Here is a 16,213-nt window from a genome sequence, read left to right as displayed (position 1 = left end):
AGGGTTAATTAGGACAACTTCAACGGGAAGTCTCCCCTCAAAGTCAACTTTTCAGGTTGCACTGGAAAGGGTATCCGAGATTGTGGATTCCACACGATCACCGGGGCGCAATCTCAGCCATTCCGGACCCAACTGATGCCTGAACCAGGTCGCCTGGCGCTTGGCATATTGTCGCGTCGCGATCTTCGCGCGCTCGATCGCTTCGGGAAAACTCAACTCGCCGGCCATTGCGGCCTGCAGTTCGCGAACGCCGATCGCTTTCATCGCCGGCAAGTCCGGATTGAGGCCAAGCTCGGTCAGCCGCCTGACCTCGTCGAGGGCGCCCTTCTCCAGCATGCGGTCGAACCGCGCCTCAATCCGCTCCACCAGCTCCGTTCGGTCCGGTTCGATCACAAAGAAGCGCGTGCTGGCTCTGTCGATCAACGGACGACCGCGCGCCGCCTGCCATTCCAGGATGGAACGGCCCGATGCGTCGAGCACCTCCAGCGCTCGCACGATGCGCTGGCCGTCGGTCGGCTTCAGCATCATGCCGGCTGCGGAATCCTCGCGCAGCAGGATGCGGTGCAGCTTGGCTGCGCCTTGCTCCTGGAGTTCGTAGCGCCAGCGATCACGGATCGACTGCGGAATGTCGGGCATTTCCGAAATGCCTTCCGCAAGCGCCCGGAAATAAAGCCCCGTACCACCGACGAAAATCGCCAGCCGTTCCAAGAACGCACCGTCGTCGATGAGCTTCATCACGTCGCGCAGCCAGGCGCCGGTGGAATATGCGGTGGAGGGATGGACATGTCCGTAGAGGAAATGCGGGACGCGAGCGAGTTCGGCAGCAGTCGGCCGCGCCGTCAGCACGTCGAGCACCGAATAGCCTTGCATGGAATCGGTGTTGACGATGACGCCGCCATTGCGCTCGGCGAGGTCGACCGCAAGGGCGGACTTGCCGCTGGCGGTCGGCCCGGCTATCAGGATCGCGTTCTTAACGCGGCCCTCGCCCGCCTGCCCGCCGGAATTTTCGATGCCGCTGATCGCCACGCTTGTGTCCCATCCCGCCGGCCGCGCATTGTCGCCGGCGCTTGCGAATATGGCGTCACTGTCGGTCGGCGCAAGCACTGTTCGCTGGCTGGCCGACGGCATCGCCTGCGCATTCGCTTTGCCCGAGACGGCCGATGCCGCTGAAACGACCGCCAGCCTGCGCGCCGTGCTCGCACCCGAACCGGTCGACGTTGTCGTCCAGCAGGCCGAGGGAAGGCGGAAGAAAATCCTCATCGCCGATATGGATTCGACTGTTATCGACCAGGAGTGCATCGACGAGCTTGCCGACGAGATCGGCGTCAAGGACTACGTCGCCGCCATCACGGCGCGATCGATGAATGGCGAGATCGCTTTCGAGCCGGCCTTGCGCGAGCGGGTGGCGCTGCTGAAGGGCCTCGACACTGCCGTGGTCGACCTTATCATCGCCAACCGCCTGACGCTGGCTTCCGGCGGCCGCGCGCTTGTCCAGACCATGCGGGCCAACGGCGCATGGACTGCACTCGTGTCGGGTGGCTTTAACGTCTTCACTTCACGCATCGCCGACATGCTCGGCTTTCAGGAGAACCGCGCCAACCGCCTGATCGAGCAGGATGGCCGCTTCACCGGGCTGGTGGCCGAGCCGATCCTGGGGCGCGCCGCCAAGGCCGATGCGCTGCTTGAGATTTCGGCGCGCCTCGGGCTGACGACCGCCGACGCCATTGCTGTCGGCGATGGCGCCAACGACCTCGACATGATCCGCCTTGCCGGCACCGGTGTGGCACTTCATGCCAAGCAGGTCGTGGCGGCGGAGGCAAAATTCCGCATCGACCATGGCGACCTGACCGCGCTTCTCTATCTGCAGGGCTACCGGCGGGAAGAATTTGTAGAGTGACGCCGATCCGCACCGAGCGCCTGATCCTGCGCAACTGGGAGGATCGCGACCGTGAGCTCTTCTACCGCATCAATTCCGACGAGCGCGTCATGGAATTCTTTCCGTTTCGCCGCGACCGCGCGCAGGCCGACGCCAAGATGGATGAATTGCGCGCCGTCATCGACCGCGACGGTTTCGGCTTCACAGCCGCCGAGATCGACGTCACCGGCCATTGCATCGGCTTCGTCGGCATAACCCGAACCGATCATTTGCCCTTCTTGCCGGCCGGCACCGTCGAGATCGGCTGGCGCCTGGCGCCCGAATTCTGGGGCCATGGCTATGTCACCGAGGCAGCCGAAGCCTGGCTCGCCTATGGCTTCGAAACGCTTGGCCTCGAGGAAATCGTATCCTTCGCTGTCAAGGATAACAGCCGGTCCATCGCCGTCATGGAACGCCTGGGCATGACCGCCGACCCGGCCAGAGATTTCGACCACCCCGGCATTCCGGACAGCCACGCCATGCTCAAGCGGCATGTTTCTACAGGCTGACAGGCAAGGATTGGCAAGCAAGAAAAAAGGCGGCTCGCTAGCCGCCCTTTTCCCTCAAAATCAAAGTGTTGCGCCTTTACCGGACTCAGTCCATCCGGATCGTCACAAACCGCAGTTCGCCGGTCTTCGATGCCAGCATCAGCAGCGCGTTCTTGCGTCCCTGCTCCTTCAACGCAGCAATCCGGTCCATGACATCCTTGGGCGTGGCGACCGATTCCTGCGCGATCTCGGTGATCACTTCGCCGGCCTGGATGCCGCGTTCGGCAGCGGCCGAATCCTTGGCGACGTCAGTGATGACGACGCCGGAGACTTCGGCGGCAATGCCGAATTTCGTCCGCGTCTCGTCGTTGAGCTCGCCAACGGTCATGCCGAGCACGGAAACCGTCGAAACGGCAGGCGCCTCGTCGCCATTGTCCTTTTCGGTGTTGCCGTTCTCGCCGCTGGCAAGCTTTTCGCCATCTTCGAGCCGGCCGAGCGTCACCTTCACGGTTTGCTCGACGCCCTTGCGCACGATGACCACGTCGACAGCCTTGCCGACCGTGCTCTCCGCGACAACGCGCGGCAGGTCGCGCATTTCATTGACGTCCCTGCCGTCGAATTTGATGATGACGTCGCCCGCCAGAATGGTGCCGTTGTCGACAGGCCCGCCCTTGATGACGCCGGCAACCAGCGCGCCTTTGGCAGTCGCCATGCCGAGGCTTTCGGCAATGTCGTCCGTCACCGGCTGGATGCGCACGCCGAGCCAGCCGCGCCGCGTCTCGCCGAACTGGCGAAGTTGGTCGACGACGCCCAACGCGAGTTGCGAGGGAATGGAAAAGCCGATGCCGATCGAGCCGCCGGACGGCGAGATGATCGCCGTGTTGATGCCGATCACCTCGCCGTCGCTGTTGAACAGCGGCCCGCCGGAATTGCCGCGGTTGATCGCGGCATCGGTCTGGATGAAGTCGTCATAGGGACCGGAATTGATGTCGCGGTTACGGGCCGAGACGATGCCGACCGTCACGGTGCCGCCGAGGCCGAACGGATTGCCGATCGCCATCACCCAGTCACCGACGCGCATCTTGCTGGAATCGCCGAATTTCACCGCCGTCAGTTTGTGCCCTTTTGGATCGACCTTCAGCACCGCCACGTCGGTCTTGGTGTCGGTGCCGACCAGCGTCGCCTTCAGCGTCACGCCGTCAGAGAAATTCACCTCGATGTCGTCGGCATCGGCGATCACGTGATTATTCGTCACCACGATGCCCTGCTCGGCGTCGACCACGAAGCCGGAGCCCAGCGACTGCACCTTTTGCGAGGGGTTGCCCTGTTCGCCGGGACGGTTCTTGAAGAAATCGTCGAAGAAATCTTGGAAGGGCGAGCCCTCTGGAAGCTGCGGCATCGGTACCGCGCCCGGGCCTTCCGTGCCCTTCACCCTCTGCGAGGTCGATATGTTGACCACGGCGCCGAGCAGGCCCTGCGCGAGATCGGCGACCGAAGCCGGGCCGTCGGCGGCGGCCGCAGGCGTCACCAGCGACGGGACGGTAGCGGCGCCGATAAGAAGTGCTGCAGCACCCGCGGTGAACGACCGCCTCGCCGCGCGCAAAAACCTGTTGGATGTCATCGAGAAGTCTCCCGGTGTCTCTGAGAAGAAAAGCGCTCGCCGAAAACGCTGCGTCGAACCATGTTGGCAAGAAATACGGCACGTTTGCGGCTATGGCTATCGGCGGAGGATAAAACCTCCGTTATCCCGAAATCATAAACCGTCATCCACCCCGCACCAGCCAGACGAGGCCGACGCCAACGGCGATGGCAATCAGCCCGGCGACCCGCAGCGCATTCTCCGGCATCGACAGAACTTCGCCGGCAAGTTTCTTGGCGAGGCCGGGAAAGCCGCCATAGACCAGGCCCTCTACGGCGAGAACCAAGCCTATTGCCGCCAGAAAATCCTGCACCGGCCGTTACTGGCCGGTGCCTGGCTGCGCTGCCGGTGCAGCAGGTGCTGCGGGCGGCGCTGCCGACGCATCCGCGCCGGCGGGATTGCGGAAGAAACGGAAGAATTCCGAATTCGGCGACAGCACCATCGTCGTCCCGGTATTGTCCAGCGCCGTGCCGTAGGCATTCATCGACCGGTAAAAGTCGAAGAAGGCTGGATCGCGCTGGTAGGCATTCGCGAAGGTGGCGCTGCGTTGAGCTTCGCCTTCACCGCGCAGGATTTCAGACTCTCTCCGTGCCTCGGCGACGATCTCCACCACTTCGCGGTCGGCGCGCGCCCTGATGCGTTGCGCCGCCTCGTTGCCGCGCGCCCTCAGCCGCTCGGCTTCGGCCAGACGCTCAGCCTTCATGCGATCATATGTCTGTTGCGAGACTTCCGCCGTCAAATCGGTTCGGCGAATGCGGACATCCTCGATCTGCAGGCCGAGCGACGTGGCGTCGGGCCTCAGCTGGTCGCGCACTTCACGCATCATCACGGCTCGCTCTTCCGAGAGCGCCGCCTCGAAGTCGCGCAAACCGTAAACCCGACGCAAGGCGGCGTCGAGACGCGTCCTCAACCGTGCCTCGGCCAGTTCGATCTGGCCGGACACCGCGGAGCGGAACACGCGCGGATCGGAGATCCGATAAGCGATGAAGGCGTCGACCTCATAGAACTTGCCGCCTGAAACCTGGACGCGGATGTTGTCGAGGTCGAAGCGCAGCACCCTGTTTTCGATCAACTGCACGCTGTCGGCGTCGAAGAAGGCGAACGGCGCCTTGAAGTAGATGCCGGGCTGGCTCTTGACGTCTACGATTTCGCCGAACCTGAGCACCAGCGCCTGCTGGCGCGCATTGACAACGAAGACCGACGAATAGAGCAGGAACAGGATAACCGCGGCGATGACGGCGATGATGGGAAGACGGTTGGCCATCACTGGGTTCCTCCGAGGACCGGCGCCGGCGCCTTCTGCTGCAGTGCAGGCAGCGGCAGATAGGGAACGACCCCTGGTCCGCTGCCTTGCTCGATAATGACCTTGCTGGAATCCTTCAGAACCCTCTCCATCGTTTCCAGATAAAGCCGCTGGCGCGTCACATCCGGCGCCTTGGCGTATTCGTCATAGACCGAGATGAAGCGCTGCGCCTCGCCTTCGGCCTCCTGCACGACCCGGTTCTTGTAGCCGGCCGCCTCCTCGCGGATCTGTGCGGCCTCGCCGCGCGCCTGGCCGAGCTTCTGGTTGGAATACTGGTTGGCCTGCTCGACGAACTTGTCCTCGTCCTGTTCGGCGCGCTGCACCTCGTCGAACGCGTCGGCCACTTCGCGCGGCGGTGCGGCATCCTCGATCGAAATCGCGTTGACGTTAAGGCCGGCCTGATAGCCGTCCAGCGTCGTCTGGATGATTTCGCGCACGGACGCCGCAATGCCCTCGCGATCATCGCGGAAGATGTCCTGCGCCGGCCGCCGACCGACCGCTTCGCGCATGGCGCTTTCGGCGACCTGCCGCAGCATGCCGTCGGGATCGGACACGTCGAACAGATAGGCCCTCGGATCGGAGACCTGATAGGCCACGGAGAACTGGACGTTGACGATGTTCTGGTCGCCCGAAAGCATCAGCCCTGAACCGTTGCCGGAGGCCGTGCCGCCGCCGATGTTGACGAGTTGTTCGGCAATGTTGGCCGTCTCGACCGTCTCGATGGGCCACCAATGGAAATGCAGGCCTGGCTGCGAGAACTCCGCCTTTGGCACGCCGAATCTGAGTTCGACCGCAACCTCGTCGGGCTGCACGGTATAGACCGCCTTGAACGCCCACAGCACGACAAGCGCCGCCGCGATCAGCCCGAACACGGCTGGGCTGGCGCCACCGCCACCTGGCAACGCGCGCCGCAACCTGTCCTGGCCGCGCCGGATGATATCTTCGAGATCGGGAGGCGAGCCCTGCGGACCGCTAGGCCCCTTCGGTCCCTGCCCCCAGGGTCCTGGATTGTTGCCGCCGCCCCATGGGCCGCCACCGCCGCTTTTGTCATTCCAGGGCATGAATGTCCTTTCGCTCCCCCACGCGCCGGTCTGACGACGCAAAATCCAGTGTTGTTCTTCTATAGGGATGCGACGGCACGCTTTCAACGCGATCGGTCGTCGTCACCGTCCGTTTTGGACCGTCGCGATCCTTTATCGCCTCTCAATGCACGTCGCGGCGTCGCTCGTAAACCGAATAGCGTGTCGCATGACTGTCCTTTTCACCGGCCGGAACGTCCTGCGAGCGAACAATGTGCCACAAATCCGGGTTGATTGGCGGGAAATGCGCGTCGCCGTCGACCGCGGCAAGGATATGGGTGACATGCAAGCGGTCGGCCAGCGGCAGCGCCTGGGCATAGATCTCACCGCCGCCGATGACGCAGATTTCGTCGGCGCCGGCCATGCAGCGCCCGCGCACCTTCGCCAGACTGATCGCCTCGTCGAGCGAATGCACGATTTCGACGCCCTCGGCGCGCCAGGCCTTGTCGCGGGTCACCACGATGTTGAGCCTGCCAGGCAGAGGCCGGCCGATGCCTTCATAGGTCTTGCGACCCATGATGATAGGTTTGCCCATCGTGTCGGCCTTGAACCGCTTGAGATCGCTGGAAAGCCGCCACGGCAAGCCGCCATCGCGCCCGATCACGCCGTTTTCGGCGATGGCGACATAGATCGCGACGTCCATCAGCCGCCGCTCCCGCCATCGCCCGAAGGCGCCAGCAGCAATATGTCGATGTCGTGCTCAGGGTAGAAATTTTCTGCCGTCATCTCGAAACGCGTCGGGCCGACTTTCCTGACGTTTTCGCCACAGAACGAGACCAGGTTCTTCGGATCGCCCTTATCGACAGTCAGCTTGAACTTACCGATGGAGCCCGTCGCCCAGTTGCCGCCAGTGGTCAGCACATAGGCGATGCGGTTTTCGAAATATCTCGGAGTGCCGTCGGGGTTGCCCTTCGCTGCCTTGCGGATCGCGTTCTCGAACGTGCCGTCCATGCAGTAGCGGGTCTTGTAGGCGGCGTATTGGCCCTGGAACTGGCCGTCATAGAAGAAGCTGACCGAGGACGTGCCGCCGACGCTCGGCCTGTAGCGGTGGGCGACGTGGACTGCGCTGTTGGCTGGAAAGGTCGAGCGCCACCAGTAGGTCGAGCGCAATTGCCAGAACGGCACATAGACGGTCTTCATGCCTGAACCGTCGTCGGTGGTGTCCTCGATGATGAGGCCGCGATCGATCCAGTCGTCGGCAACCGCTTGCGGCAGCTTTGCCAATGCCGCCCTGGCCGCGTCGCCGAACGGGTAGAGTGGCACGTTTTGCGCCTTCAAATCGGCGCTGATGTCGATGCCGAATGCAAACGCTTTCTGCTCGAGTTGCGGTTTTGCCGCCACACCGTCGATCGTCACCTCGAAGCCGAGGAAATTGTCGTTCTGGCCGTCGGGGATCGCCGGCATCTCGTTGGGATCGCCTTCGATGTCGGGCATCGGAAAGGCGACGATCGCGTCGACATCCTTGTCGGTGTTGTTGCGGAAGACATAATCGACCGTCACTTTTTCCGGCGAGATGTAGAGGTCCTCACTCTCCATGGCGACCGCGTCGCTGCGCGACAGGATCAGGCCGCCCGTTCCCAATTCGGCGATCGAATCATTGGCGAATACGGGCGTGGCCGAGAGCGCCAGCGCGGCGGTCAAAACATAACGGAACATGGAAGCTCCTTTGGCGAAATGCCGGTATGACTCTAGCCGTTTCAATGTGGAGTTTCAAAGCCCTTCCGTGCACTCGTCGGCGCGTGCCAGGCGTGTCTGGACAGCGACGTTCCGATCAGGCAGGAGTTCGCCCATGCGCAAGCTTCTCGTCATCGGCATCGGCGCCGGCAATCCCGACCACATGACCGTGCAGGCCATCGGCGGCTTGAACCGCGCCGACGTGTTGTTCATTCCCGACAAGGGCGCGAAGAAGAACGATCTTGCAGAACTGCGCCGCCGGATCTGCGACCGCTTCGTCACCAATCCGATCTCGCGCCGCGTCGAATTCTACGTGCCGGTGCGGGCAGAGCCGGCGCCCTCATACCGCTCGACCGTCGATGACTGGCACGAGGCGATCGCCGCGATCTATGAAGACCTGATCCGCGACGAGCTCTCGCAAGATGGCTGCGGCGCCTTCCTGATCTGGGGCGATCCTTCGCTTTACGACAGCGCGCTGCGTATCCTGGAGCGTGTGCGCATGAGAGGCAATGTCGAGTTCGACCTCGAGGTGATCCCCGGCATCACTGCTGTCCAGGCGCTAGCGGCCAGCCACAAGATGGCGCTGAACCGCATCGGCGATGCGGTTCAGATCACCACCGGCCGCCGGCTCACCGAGGAAGGTTTGCCCGACAATGCCGGCAGCACCGTCGTCATGCTGGACGGCAAATGCGCCTTCAACACGCTGGACGACAACGACCTCGTCATCCACTGGGGCGCCTATCTCGGCACGCCCGACGAGATCCTCATTTCCGGCCGCCTTGGCGATGTCGGCGACGAGATCGTGAAGACCCGCGAGGAAGCCCGCCGGAAAAAGGGCTGGATCATGGACACTTATCTGCTGCGCAAGCCCGGCGAACCGGAAGAGGAATAGGGGTAGGCTCGGCCGAAACAGATTCCACCAACTTCACCCAGCATCGATCTCCGCCTGTAATGCTTCCATATGCGTCGCGGCGGCGGAAGCGGCGGCCCGTTCTATGGCGCGAAAGCGGCTGACCACCGCAAGCCCCACCGGCGTCAACTGGGCGCCGCCGCCCTTTTTCCCGCCGGTCTGCGCCGCGACCAGCGGCTTGCCGAACACCCGGTTCATGTCCTCGACGAGATCCCAGGCGTGTTTGTAGGACATTTCCATGCCGCGCGCCGCGGCCGAGATCGAGCCGAATGCGGCGATCTGCTCCAGAAGCTCGATCTTGCCCGGTCCGATGCGGCCGTCCGGATCGAGGTTTATCCGCAAGCTCAGCGACGGCATTTGCTCCTCCGCAGTCACGCCCCATCCATCCTAGAAGCTCTCCAGCGATATCGCTATTCCAAAATGATATAGCGACATCATCCGCCGGTCATCCATCCGCCTCGACAGGCAAGCCGGCGCTCGTGTTCGCTCGGTCGAAGCTTACCGTCTTGACCACCGCGTAGACCTCTCGACCGAGCCGAAGTTTCAGCGTCTGTCGGGATTGCTCGGTGATCCGGGCAAGCACGGTTGCGCCATGGCAGTCGATGCCGATCTCGACCGCAGGCCCCTCGCCCGGCTCTATCGCCACGATCGTGCCCGGCAAGATGTTGAGCGCGCTGAGGCCCGTCGGCTGTTCGGTGGCGATCATCACATCGCGGGCACGGATACGGATGCGCACCGGCGCGCCGACCGGAGTTGCCAGAAGCGGCACGCGGATCTCGCCCGCCGCCGAGCCAAGCACGGTCATGCCAAAGACTTCATCGTGGCGCAGCACCGCGGTATCCAGCACCGCGCCGCCCTCGCCGCGCTCTTCCGCCGGCAACAGGTCGAGCCGCTGCATGATCGCCCCGGTCGGGCCGCAGGCGGCGACTTTGCCTTGCGCCAGGACCACCACGTCGCTTGCCAGCCGCGCCACCTCCGAGATCGAATGGCTGACATAGACGATCGGGATTCTCGTCTCGTCGCGCAGCCGCTCGATGTAAGGCAGGATTTCTGCCTTGCGGGCCTCGTCGAGCGAAGCCAGCGGCTCGTCCATCAGCAGCAATTTCGGGCTGGCGAGCAGCGCCCGGCCGATCGCCACACGCTGTTTCTCGCCGCCGGAAAGCTTTGCCGGCCGCCGGTCGAGCAAAGGACCGATGCCGAGCAGGTCGACCACCGCATTCATGTCCGCATAGCGTTCCGCCGTCGGCGTGAACCAGCGGCCGTAGCGCAGATTGCTGGCCACGCTCATATGCGGAAACAGCCGCGCATCCTGGAACACCATGCCGATGCGGCGCTTGTGCTTCGGCACGAGCAGGCCCGCACCCGTATCGACCAGCACGCGGCCGTCGGCCTCGATCCGCCCCTTGTCGGGCCGGATCAGGCCTGCAATCATGTTGATCAGCGTCGTCTTGCCAGAGCCCGAGGGGCCGAACAGCGCGGTCAGCCGCCCGGCGCTCTCAAAGCGGGCGTCGACCTCGAAATCGCCAAGCCGATGGCTGATGTCGACCACGACCGTCATTCGATATCCATCCGCTTGCCGACACGCCGCGCCAACACCTCCGACGCGATAAGTGCTGCCATCGAGATGACGATCGAGATCAGCGTCAGCCTGAGCGCGCCGGCATCGCCGCCCGGCACCTGCGTGAACGTATAGATCGCCGACGGCAGCGTCTGCGTCTCGTTTGGGATGTTGGAAACGAAGGTGATGGTTGCGCCGAATTCGCCCATCGCCTTGGCGAAAGACAAGATCGCGCCGGTAATCAGGCCGGGCAGGATCAGCGGCAGCGTGATCGTCCCGAACACCCACAGCGGATTGGCGCCAAGCGTCCCGGCCGCCGCCTCGATTCTGCGATCGACCGCCTCGATCGACAGCCGGATCGCCCGCACCATCAGGGGAAAGCCCATGACAGCGCAGGCCAGTGCGGCACCCGTCCAGCGAAAGGAAAAGACAATGCCGAAATGCTCGGCCAGAAAGGCCCCGGCCGGGCCGCGCCTGCCGAAGGAGAGCAGCAGCAGATAGCCGATAACCACCGGCGGCAGGATCAACGGCAGATGCACCAGCCCGTTGAGCAGCGTCTTGCCCCAGAATTGGCCACGGGCAAGCACAAGCGCGATCAATATGCCGGGCGGCAGGCTGGCGATCATCGCCACCGTCGCCACCTTGACGGACAGCCGGACCGCATTCCATTCGTCGGGAGTGAGGTCCAGCAACCAATTCATCTTTTGGTGTGCCTCAGTTGCTCGGCGTGAGGACCGTAAAACCTTGCGCCTTGAAGACCTCGCCTGCCTTGGCGGATTGCAGGCATTCCAGGAATGCCGGCGCATCCTTGTCCTTGGAATCCGCCATCTGGGCAACCGGGTAGACGATCGACGGGTGCGAATCCTCCGGGAAGGCGCCGATCACTTTGACGCCGGGCTCGGCGTGCGCGTCGGTGGCATAGACGATGCCGAGCGCTGCTTCGCCTGATGAAACCAGCTTGAGCGCTGCGCGCACGTTCTCGGCCTGTGCCACCTTGCCTTCGATCGAGGACCAGACGCCGAGCGATTCAAGTGCGGCCTTGCCATATTTGCCGGCCGGCACCGCTTTGAAATCGCCCATCGCAAGCCTGCCGTCGCCGATCAGCCCAGCAAGATCAAAACCCTTTTCGATCCTGGTTTCGACCGACGAATCCTTCGGCGCCACCAGCACGATCTGGTTGCCGAGCAACTTCACTTCGGTATCCGGCTTGGTCAGCTTCTTGTCGGACAGATATTTCATCCAGTCGAGGTCGGCTGAGATGAAGACATCGGCTGGCGCGCCGCCCTCGATCTGCTTGGCCAATGCAGAGCTTGCCGCATAGGAAATGATCGCCGCCTCGCCGACATCGGCCTCGCAGGCGGTGTTCACGGCATCCAGTGCGTTCTTCATGCTTGCCGCGGCGAAGACGATCAGTCTGTCATCCGCATGGGCAATCGGCATGGCGGCGATCAACATCGCTGCGAGACCGCCAATGGCGGGTGCCTTCAATCCGAGACCCTTGCGCACCGGCATGAACTCTCCTGGGGCTTGAAAAAATCCGATCGGCGCGAGCCCGCCAATCGATATATCCATCTGAATATAACAAGGGAACGGCTTTTGCCAGACTCAGCCCGAACAATGACCCAGCCAATGGCCCCGCTAATGGCATTGCGTGTTGCCGCCACCGCTCACGATAAATAGCAGTGCATACAGCGCAACGTTGCAGGCCGACGTGGATCAAAGCATCGGATACGGTACTCGCGGCGGACGACCCAGCACCGCCACCGAGCAATTTCGAGACAGGGTAAAGTAGAAGCCCGATGTTTGCGGCTCACACCGCGATGGGCGCCTTGATCGTCGCATCGGCGAGGTAGTTTTCCAGCCGGAAATCTTCAAAGCTGAAGGCCAAGAGGTCCTTCACCTCCGGATTGATCCATAGCGTCGGCAGCGCCTTGGGCGTGCGCCGCAACTGTTCGCGCGCTTGTTCGAAATGGTTCGCGTAAAGATGCGCATCGCCCAGCGTATGGACGAAATCGCCGGGTTTCAGCCCCGTCACCTGCGCCACCATCAGAGTGAGCAGCGCATAGGAAGCGATGTTGAACGGCACGCCGAGAAAGATATCGGCGGAACGCTGGTAAAGCTGGCAGGAAAGCCTGCCCTCCGAGACATAGAACTGGAACAGGCAGTGACAGGGTGGCAGCGCCATGGCTTCCACTTCGGCCGGGTTCCACGCCGAAACGATCAGCCGTCGGGAATTAGGATTCTTGCGTATCTCCTTCAAGAGATTGGCAATCTGGTCGATGGTGCCGCCATGGCCGTCCGGCCAGGAGCGCCATTGCTTGCCATAGACCGGGCCGAGGTCGCCATTCTCGTCGGCCCATTCGTCCCAGATCGAGACGCCGTGGGCGTTGAGATATCTAGTGTTGGTATCGCCGGCCAGGAACCACAGAAGTTCATGCACGATCGACTTCAGGTGAAGCTTCTTGGTGGTGGTGACCGGAAAGCCGCGCGCAAGGTCGAAGCGCATCTGATAACCGAACACCGAGCGCGTTCCGGTGCCGGTGCGGTCGCCGCGATCGGCGCCGTTTTCCAGCACGTGCTTTAAGAGGTCGAGATACTGGCGCATCGGCTTCTGCTCGATTCGGGGGCTCGATTCGGGTTACCGGCCATCATAACCGACTGGCTGCCGGCCGAACATGTCAAAGTGCATAATGTTCCCACAGGCGACTACATTGTGGGCCGGCGCGGAAATCGCGCCAGCATTCCGCCGATGCAGGATGCCTGATGCAGGACGATTGTCAGAGGCTGGCGAGCTTACCCAGATCCTTGGCGACGAGGTAATAGAAGGTCACGCGGATCTTGGTGTTGTCGGCCTCCATCGCCTTGCAGGTCTTTTCAATGGCCGCGTCCGCCTTGCTGCCGTCGGCAATGCCGAGCTTTTTGGCAACCCAGTTGGTCTTGACGCGATCGAGTTCCTTGGAGTCCGTGCAGGACACCAGCGAGGAATCCCGATTCCTGAGCGCAATGCCCAAATGCTTCACGATCTTGGCGACCGCGTCGGCACTTGCCGCTGCGTCGTACTTCTTCACGTCTGCGAGATAATCGGTCATCAAATTTCCCCTCGTCGGCGCCACGGGATCCGGTCGATGAGGGTTGTGGCGCGCTGCCGCAAGATGTGCGCTAAGTCGGTAACTCCTCACCACCGCAAAGCTTCGGTTGAGACCGTTGACAAGTCAAGCCTTCGCGAGGCTGTCTGACGCAGCGACAAAGCATCATTGAGGCCTTTCATTTTCCACGATCGGTCCCTATATCTGTTTCGTCGGCTTGACCGACTATGGCGATAAACAGGCGATGAAATAAGCCGTTCGGACCCGGGGGCGGTACCCGGCGCCTCCACCAAAAACCGCTTTGTCGAAGAGCGGCTTTTGCTGGGGGCGAAATAGGATCGACGAAGGTGTAAAGATCGTACTTTTGCCCGGCATTGTACCACCGTTATCGGGCTAAACTTATAGTTGCCAACGACAACTATGCGGAAGCACGTCTCGCCGCGTAAGCGGTGCGATGGCTTCAATTCAAGCCCTAGTGGTTCGCACTTCTAGGCGGGGTTCGGAGGTACCTGGCAACAGAAACCTCCACTTCTTCCCTTCGATTCCCACTTCCCCCTCCGATCCCCATCTCCCCTCGATATTGTGACGGCAGCAGGCTTGCTGGCCGCGCTTCTTGGGCTGCGCTCCGTCGCGACGCTGTCTTGCCGGCAGATGCGGGCGGACGCATTCATCCGAAAGGACTGAAAAATGCAAAACGATTCCGATCGATTTTTCGTGCTGACCGGCGGTCCGGGTTCTGGCAAGACCACATTGATCGAAGCCTTGCGGTCGGCCGGCCTTGCCACCTCGCCCGAAGCCGGTCGCGACATCATCCGCGATCAGTTGGCGATAGGAGGGCCGGCCCTGCCCTGGCACGATCCGGCGCAGTTCGCCGAACTGATGCTGTCCTGGGAGCTGCGCTCCTATCGAACCGCCCTCGAACAGAACGGGCCCGTCTTCTTCGATCGCGGCGTGCCGGACACTCTTGGTTATCTGCGCCTCACTGGCCTGCCGGTGCCCGACCACGTCAGAAATGCCGCCGAACGCTTCCGCTACGCCAGTCATGTCTTCATCGCACCGCCATGGCCGGAGATTTTTCGGCAGGACAGCGAACGAAAGCAGACCCTCGACGAGGCCGAACGCACCTATCATGCGCTGACCAGCATCTACACGGAATTGGGCTATGAGCTGGTCCCATTGCCCTTGGCGCCGGTCGAGGCGCGACTGCGAGTCGTCTTCGCCGAGGCAGGCTTGCAGCTTGAGCCCGGACATGAAAAAGGCCGGGACTGACCCGGCCTTTTCATGCTCTCGCTGGAAAGCATCTACTCTGCAGGCGCTTCGACAACCTCCCGCCCACGGCCGAGCGTCACCTTGGCCAGCATGAAGGAGATCACCGCGCAAAGCGTGATGCCGGCCACCATCGGCAGCGGCGTGCCGTCGAAGAACACGCCGGCGATGCCCATGGCCACCGCACCGATGGCGAAGTGCAGCGTGCCCATCAGCGCCGAGGCCGTGCCGGCGATCGCGCCATGCTCCTCCATCGCCAGCACCGAAGTCGTCGGGATCACCAGGCCGAGGAACCCGTAGCCGACGAACAGCAGCACCGCCATCACATCGAGCCGGTCGACGCCGGACGCCATCACAGCGAACAGCACCACCATCGTCGTCGCATAGCCGACGACCGCGACCCGCACCACCGGCCTTAGCCCGAACCGTTCGGACAGCAGCCCCGTCAACTGCGACATGCCGATGAAGGCGACCGCGTTGATCGAGAAGAACACGCTGTAGACCGACGGCGACAGCCCGTAATGGTCGATCAGGATGAAGGACGAGCTCGACAGATAGACGAAGAAGCTCGCGATCCCGAAGCCGCCGATAGACGCCAGGCCAAGGAAGTTGCGGTCGCCCATCAGGAAGCGATAGGCCGAGAGCGCGGTGCCGAACGAACTGCCTGCACGCGCCTCGACCGGCCGCGTCTCCTTGAGCGAGGTCGCCAGCAGGATGGTGGCAAGCACCGCCCCACCCGTTACCGTCCAGAACACGGCACGCCAGCCGAAATTCTCGATGATGACGCTACCGGTCAGCGGCGCCAGGATCGGCGACACCGAAAACACCAGCATCAAGAGCGACATCAGCTTGGCAGCCTCGGTGCCGGTGTGCAGGTCACGCACGATGGCGCGCGGCACCGCCATGCCTGCGCTGGCGCCGAGCCCTTGCAGGAAACGGAAGGCGATCAGCCATTCGACCGAGGGTGCCAGCGCCGAGCCGATGCCGCCGACCATGAACAGTGCGAGGCCGCCATAGAGCGGCAGCTTGCGCCCGACCATGTCGGAGATCGGTCCGACGACGATCTGGCCAAAACCCATGGACAGAAAGAAGATCAGCAAGCTCATCTGCACGGCAGCGGTGCTGGCCTGCAGATCCGCGCCGATCGAAGGCAGCGCCGGAAGATACATATCGATGGCAAACGGACCGATGGCGGACAACAGGCCGAGCACGACCGCGATGCGGAGGAATTGGGGACTCATGATGGCGGGCTTCTCTCAAATCTGGTTTGCCGCGGACCGGCGGGTAATCCTAGA

The 16,213-nt window shown here is 62.8% G+C and carries 17 protein-coding genes, 1 other RNA gene and 1 pseudogene; 5 read left to right on the top strand and 14 right to left on the bottom strand.

Translation table 11 applies throughout. The features are described 5' to 3' along the window. Positions 1 to 51: 51 nt before the first annotated feature. The gene (gene miaA / locus IHQ72_RS17325) at positions 52 to 1,020 is read right to left on the bottom strand and encodes a tRNA (adenosine(37)-N6)-dimethylallyltransferase MiaA (protein ID WP_258123863.1); all 969 of its coding nucleotides are present in this window, start codon (positions 1,018 to 1,020) and stop codon (positions 52 to 54) included. On the opposite strand from miaA, the gene serB reads away from it, so the two are divergent. Both serB and IHQ72_RS17315 read left to right on the top strand, forming a co-directional pair. Then, positions 1,010 to 1,897 carry a phosphoserine phosphatase SerB gene (serB, locus tag IHQ72_RS17320; RefSeq protein WP_258123543.1) on the top strand — a complete coding sequence of 296 codons (888 nt, stop codon included), beginning with the start codon at positions 1,010 to 1,012 and terminating at the stop codon, positions 1,895 to 1,897. The two genes, miaA and serB, sit on opposite strands and share 11 nt — an antisense overlap. Further along, positions 1,894 to 2,465, top strand: a pseudogene (locus IHQ72_RS17315) (GNAT family N-acetyltransferase). The gene serB and the pseudogene IHQ72_RS17315 overlap by 4 nt, the downstream one beginning before the upstream one ends. Before the next feature lie 44 nt (positions 2,466 to 2,509). Here IHQ72_RS17315 and IHQ72_RS17310 read toward each other — a convergent pair. From IHQ72_RS17310 to IHQ72_RS17285, 6 genes are all read right to left on the bottom strand, one after another. After that, a complete protein-coding gene (locus IHQ72_RS17310) occupies positions 2,510 to 4,024 on the bottom strand; it encodes a DegQ family serine endoprotease (protein WP_258123542.1) in 1,515 nt (504 codons plus the stop codon). A 142-nt stretch (positions 4,025 to 4,166) separates the two neighbouring features. Further along, positions 4,167 to 4,355, bottom strand: a complete 189-nt coding sequence (locus tag IHQ72_RS17305; RefSeq protein WP_258123541.1) for a DUF2065 domain-containing protein — start codon at positions 4,353 to 4,355, stop codon at positions 4,167 to 4,169. A gap of 6 nt (positions 4,356 to 4,361) precedes the next feature. After that, positions 4,362 to 5,306: a protease modulator HflC gene (hflC, locus tag IHQ72_RS17300; RefSeq protein WP_258123540.1), complete on the bottom strand. Its 945-nt coding sequence runs from the start codon at positions 5,304 to 5,306 to the stop codon at positions 4,362 to 4,364. Then, positions 5,306 to 6,406 (bottom strand): FtsH protease activity modulator HflK, encoded by a 1,101-nt coding sequence (gene hflK, locus IHQ72_RS17295; protein ID WP_258123539.1) that lies wholly within the window; start codon positions 6,404 to 6,406, stop codon positions 5,306 to 5,308. Before hflK ends, hflC begins: the two co-directional genes overlap by 1 nt. Before the next feature lie 142 nt (positions 6,407 to 6,548). Further along, the gene (locus IHQ72_RS17290) at positions 6,549 to 7,067 is read right to left on the bottom strand and encodes a dihydrofolate reductase (RefSeq protein WP_258123538.1); all 519 of its coding nucleotides are present in this window, start codon (positions 7,065 to 7,067) and stop codon (positions 6,549 to 6,551) included. After that, on the bottom strand, positions 7,067 to 8,080 hold the full coding sequence (locus IHQ72_RS17285; protein WP_258123537.1) for a DUF4424 domain-containing protein: 1,014 nt from the start codon (positions 8,078 to 8,080) through the stop codon (positions 7,067 to 7,069). Before IHQ72_RS17285 ends, IHQ72_RS17290 begins: the two co-directional genes overlap by 1 nt. 133 nt (positions 8,081 to 8,213) lie before the next feature. Here IHQ72_RS17285 and cobF point away from each other — a divergent pair, with 133 nt between their 5' ends. Further along, positions 8,214 to 8,990, top strand: coding sequence for a precorrin-6A synthase (deacetylating) (gene cobF / locus IHQ72_RS17280; RefSeq protein ID WP_258123536.1), 777 nt, complete (start codon positions 8,214 to 8,216; stop codon positions 8,988 to 8,990). 33 nt (positions 8,991 to 9,023) lie between these two features. On the opposite strand, the gene IHQ72_RS17275 is transcribed toward cobF, so the two are convergent. The 6 genes from IHQ72_RS17275 to IHQ72_RS17250 form a co-directional block, all read right to left on the bottom strand. Further along, positions 9,024 to 9,365, bottom strand: coding sequence for a winged helix-turn-helix domain-containing protein (locus IHQ72_RS17275; protein ID WP_258123535.1), 342 nt, complete (start codon positions 9,363 to 9,365; stop codon positions 9,024 to 9,026). 88 nt (positions 9,366 to 9,453) lie between these two features. Continuing rightward, on the bottom strand, positions 9,454 to 10,566 hold the full coding sequence (gene modC, locus IHQ72_RS17270) for a molybdenum ABC transporter ATP-binding protein (RefSeq protein WP_258123534.1): 1,113 nt from the start codon (positions 10,564 to 10,566) through the stop codon (positions 9,454 to 9,456). Next, complete coding sequence (modB, locus tag IHQ72_RS17265; protein ID WP_258123533.1) at positions 10,563 to 11,267, bottom strand: molybdate ABC transporter permease subunit; 705 nt, start codon at positions 11,265 to 11,267, stop codon at positions 10,563 to 10,565. Before modB ends, modC begins: the two co-directional genes overlap by 4 nt. Positions 11,268 to 11,280: 13 nt before the next feature. Next, positions 11,281 to 12,078, bottom strand: coding sequence for a molybdate ABC transporter substrate-binding protein (gene modA / locus IHQ72_RS17260; protein WP_258123532.1), 798 nt, complete (start codon positions 12,076 to 12,078; stop codon positions 11,281 to 11,283). A gap of 298 nt (positions 12,079 to 12,376) precedes the next feature. Then, positions 12,377 to 13,171: a thymidylate synthase gene (locus IHQ72_RS17255; RefSeq protein WP_258123531.1), complete on the bottom strand. Its 795-nt coding sequence runs from the start codon at positions 13,169 to 13,171 to the stop codon at positions 12,377 to 12,379. 172 nt (positions 13,172 to 13,343) lie between these two features. Further along, complete coding sequence (locus IHQ72_RS17250) at positions 13,344 to 13,655, bottom strand: DUF2853 family protein (protein ID WP_258123530.1); 312 nt, start codon at positions 13,653 to 13,655, stop codon at positions 13,344 to 13,346. A gap of 169 nt (positions 13,656 to 13,824) precedes the next feature. On the opposite strand from IHQ72_RS17250, the gene ssrA reads away from it, so the two are divergent. Both ssrA and IHQ72_RS17240 read left to right on the top strand, forming a co-directional pair. Continuing rightward, positions 13,825 to 14,182: a transfer-messenger RNA gene (gene ssrA, locus IHQ72_RS17245) on the top strand. 157 nt (positions 14,183 to 14,339) lie between these two features. Then, positions 14,340 to 14,921: an AAA family ATPase gene (locus IHQ72_RS17240; RefSeq protein WP_258123529.1), complete on the top strand. Its 582-nt coding sequence runs from the start codon at positions 14,340 to 14,342 to the stop codon at positions 14,919 to 14,921. A 32-nt stretch (positions 14,922 to 14,953) separates the two neighbouring features. Here IHQ72_RS17240 and IHQ72_RS17235 read toward each other — a convergent pair whose 3' ends face one another. After that, entirely contained in the window at positions 14,954 to 16,159 is a 1,206-nt protein-coding gene (locus IHQ72_RS17235; protein ID WP_258123528.1) for a multidrug effflux MFS transporter, read from the bottom strand. Positions 16,160 to 16,213 lie beyond the last annotated feature (54 nt).

The organism is Mesorhizobium onobrychidis, assembly GCF_024707545.1.
Classification (GTDB): Bacteria; Pseudomonadota; Alphaproteobacteria; order Rhizobiales; family Rhizobiaceae; genus Mesorhizobium; species Mesorhizobium onobrychidis.
The sequence above is the reverse complement of the archived record's forward strand: the minus strand, read 5'-3'. Positions and strand labels throughout refer to the sequence as shown.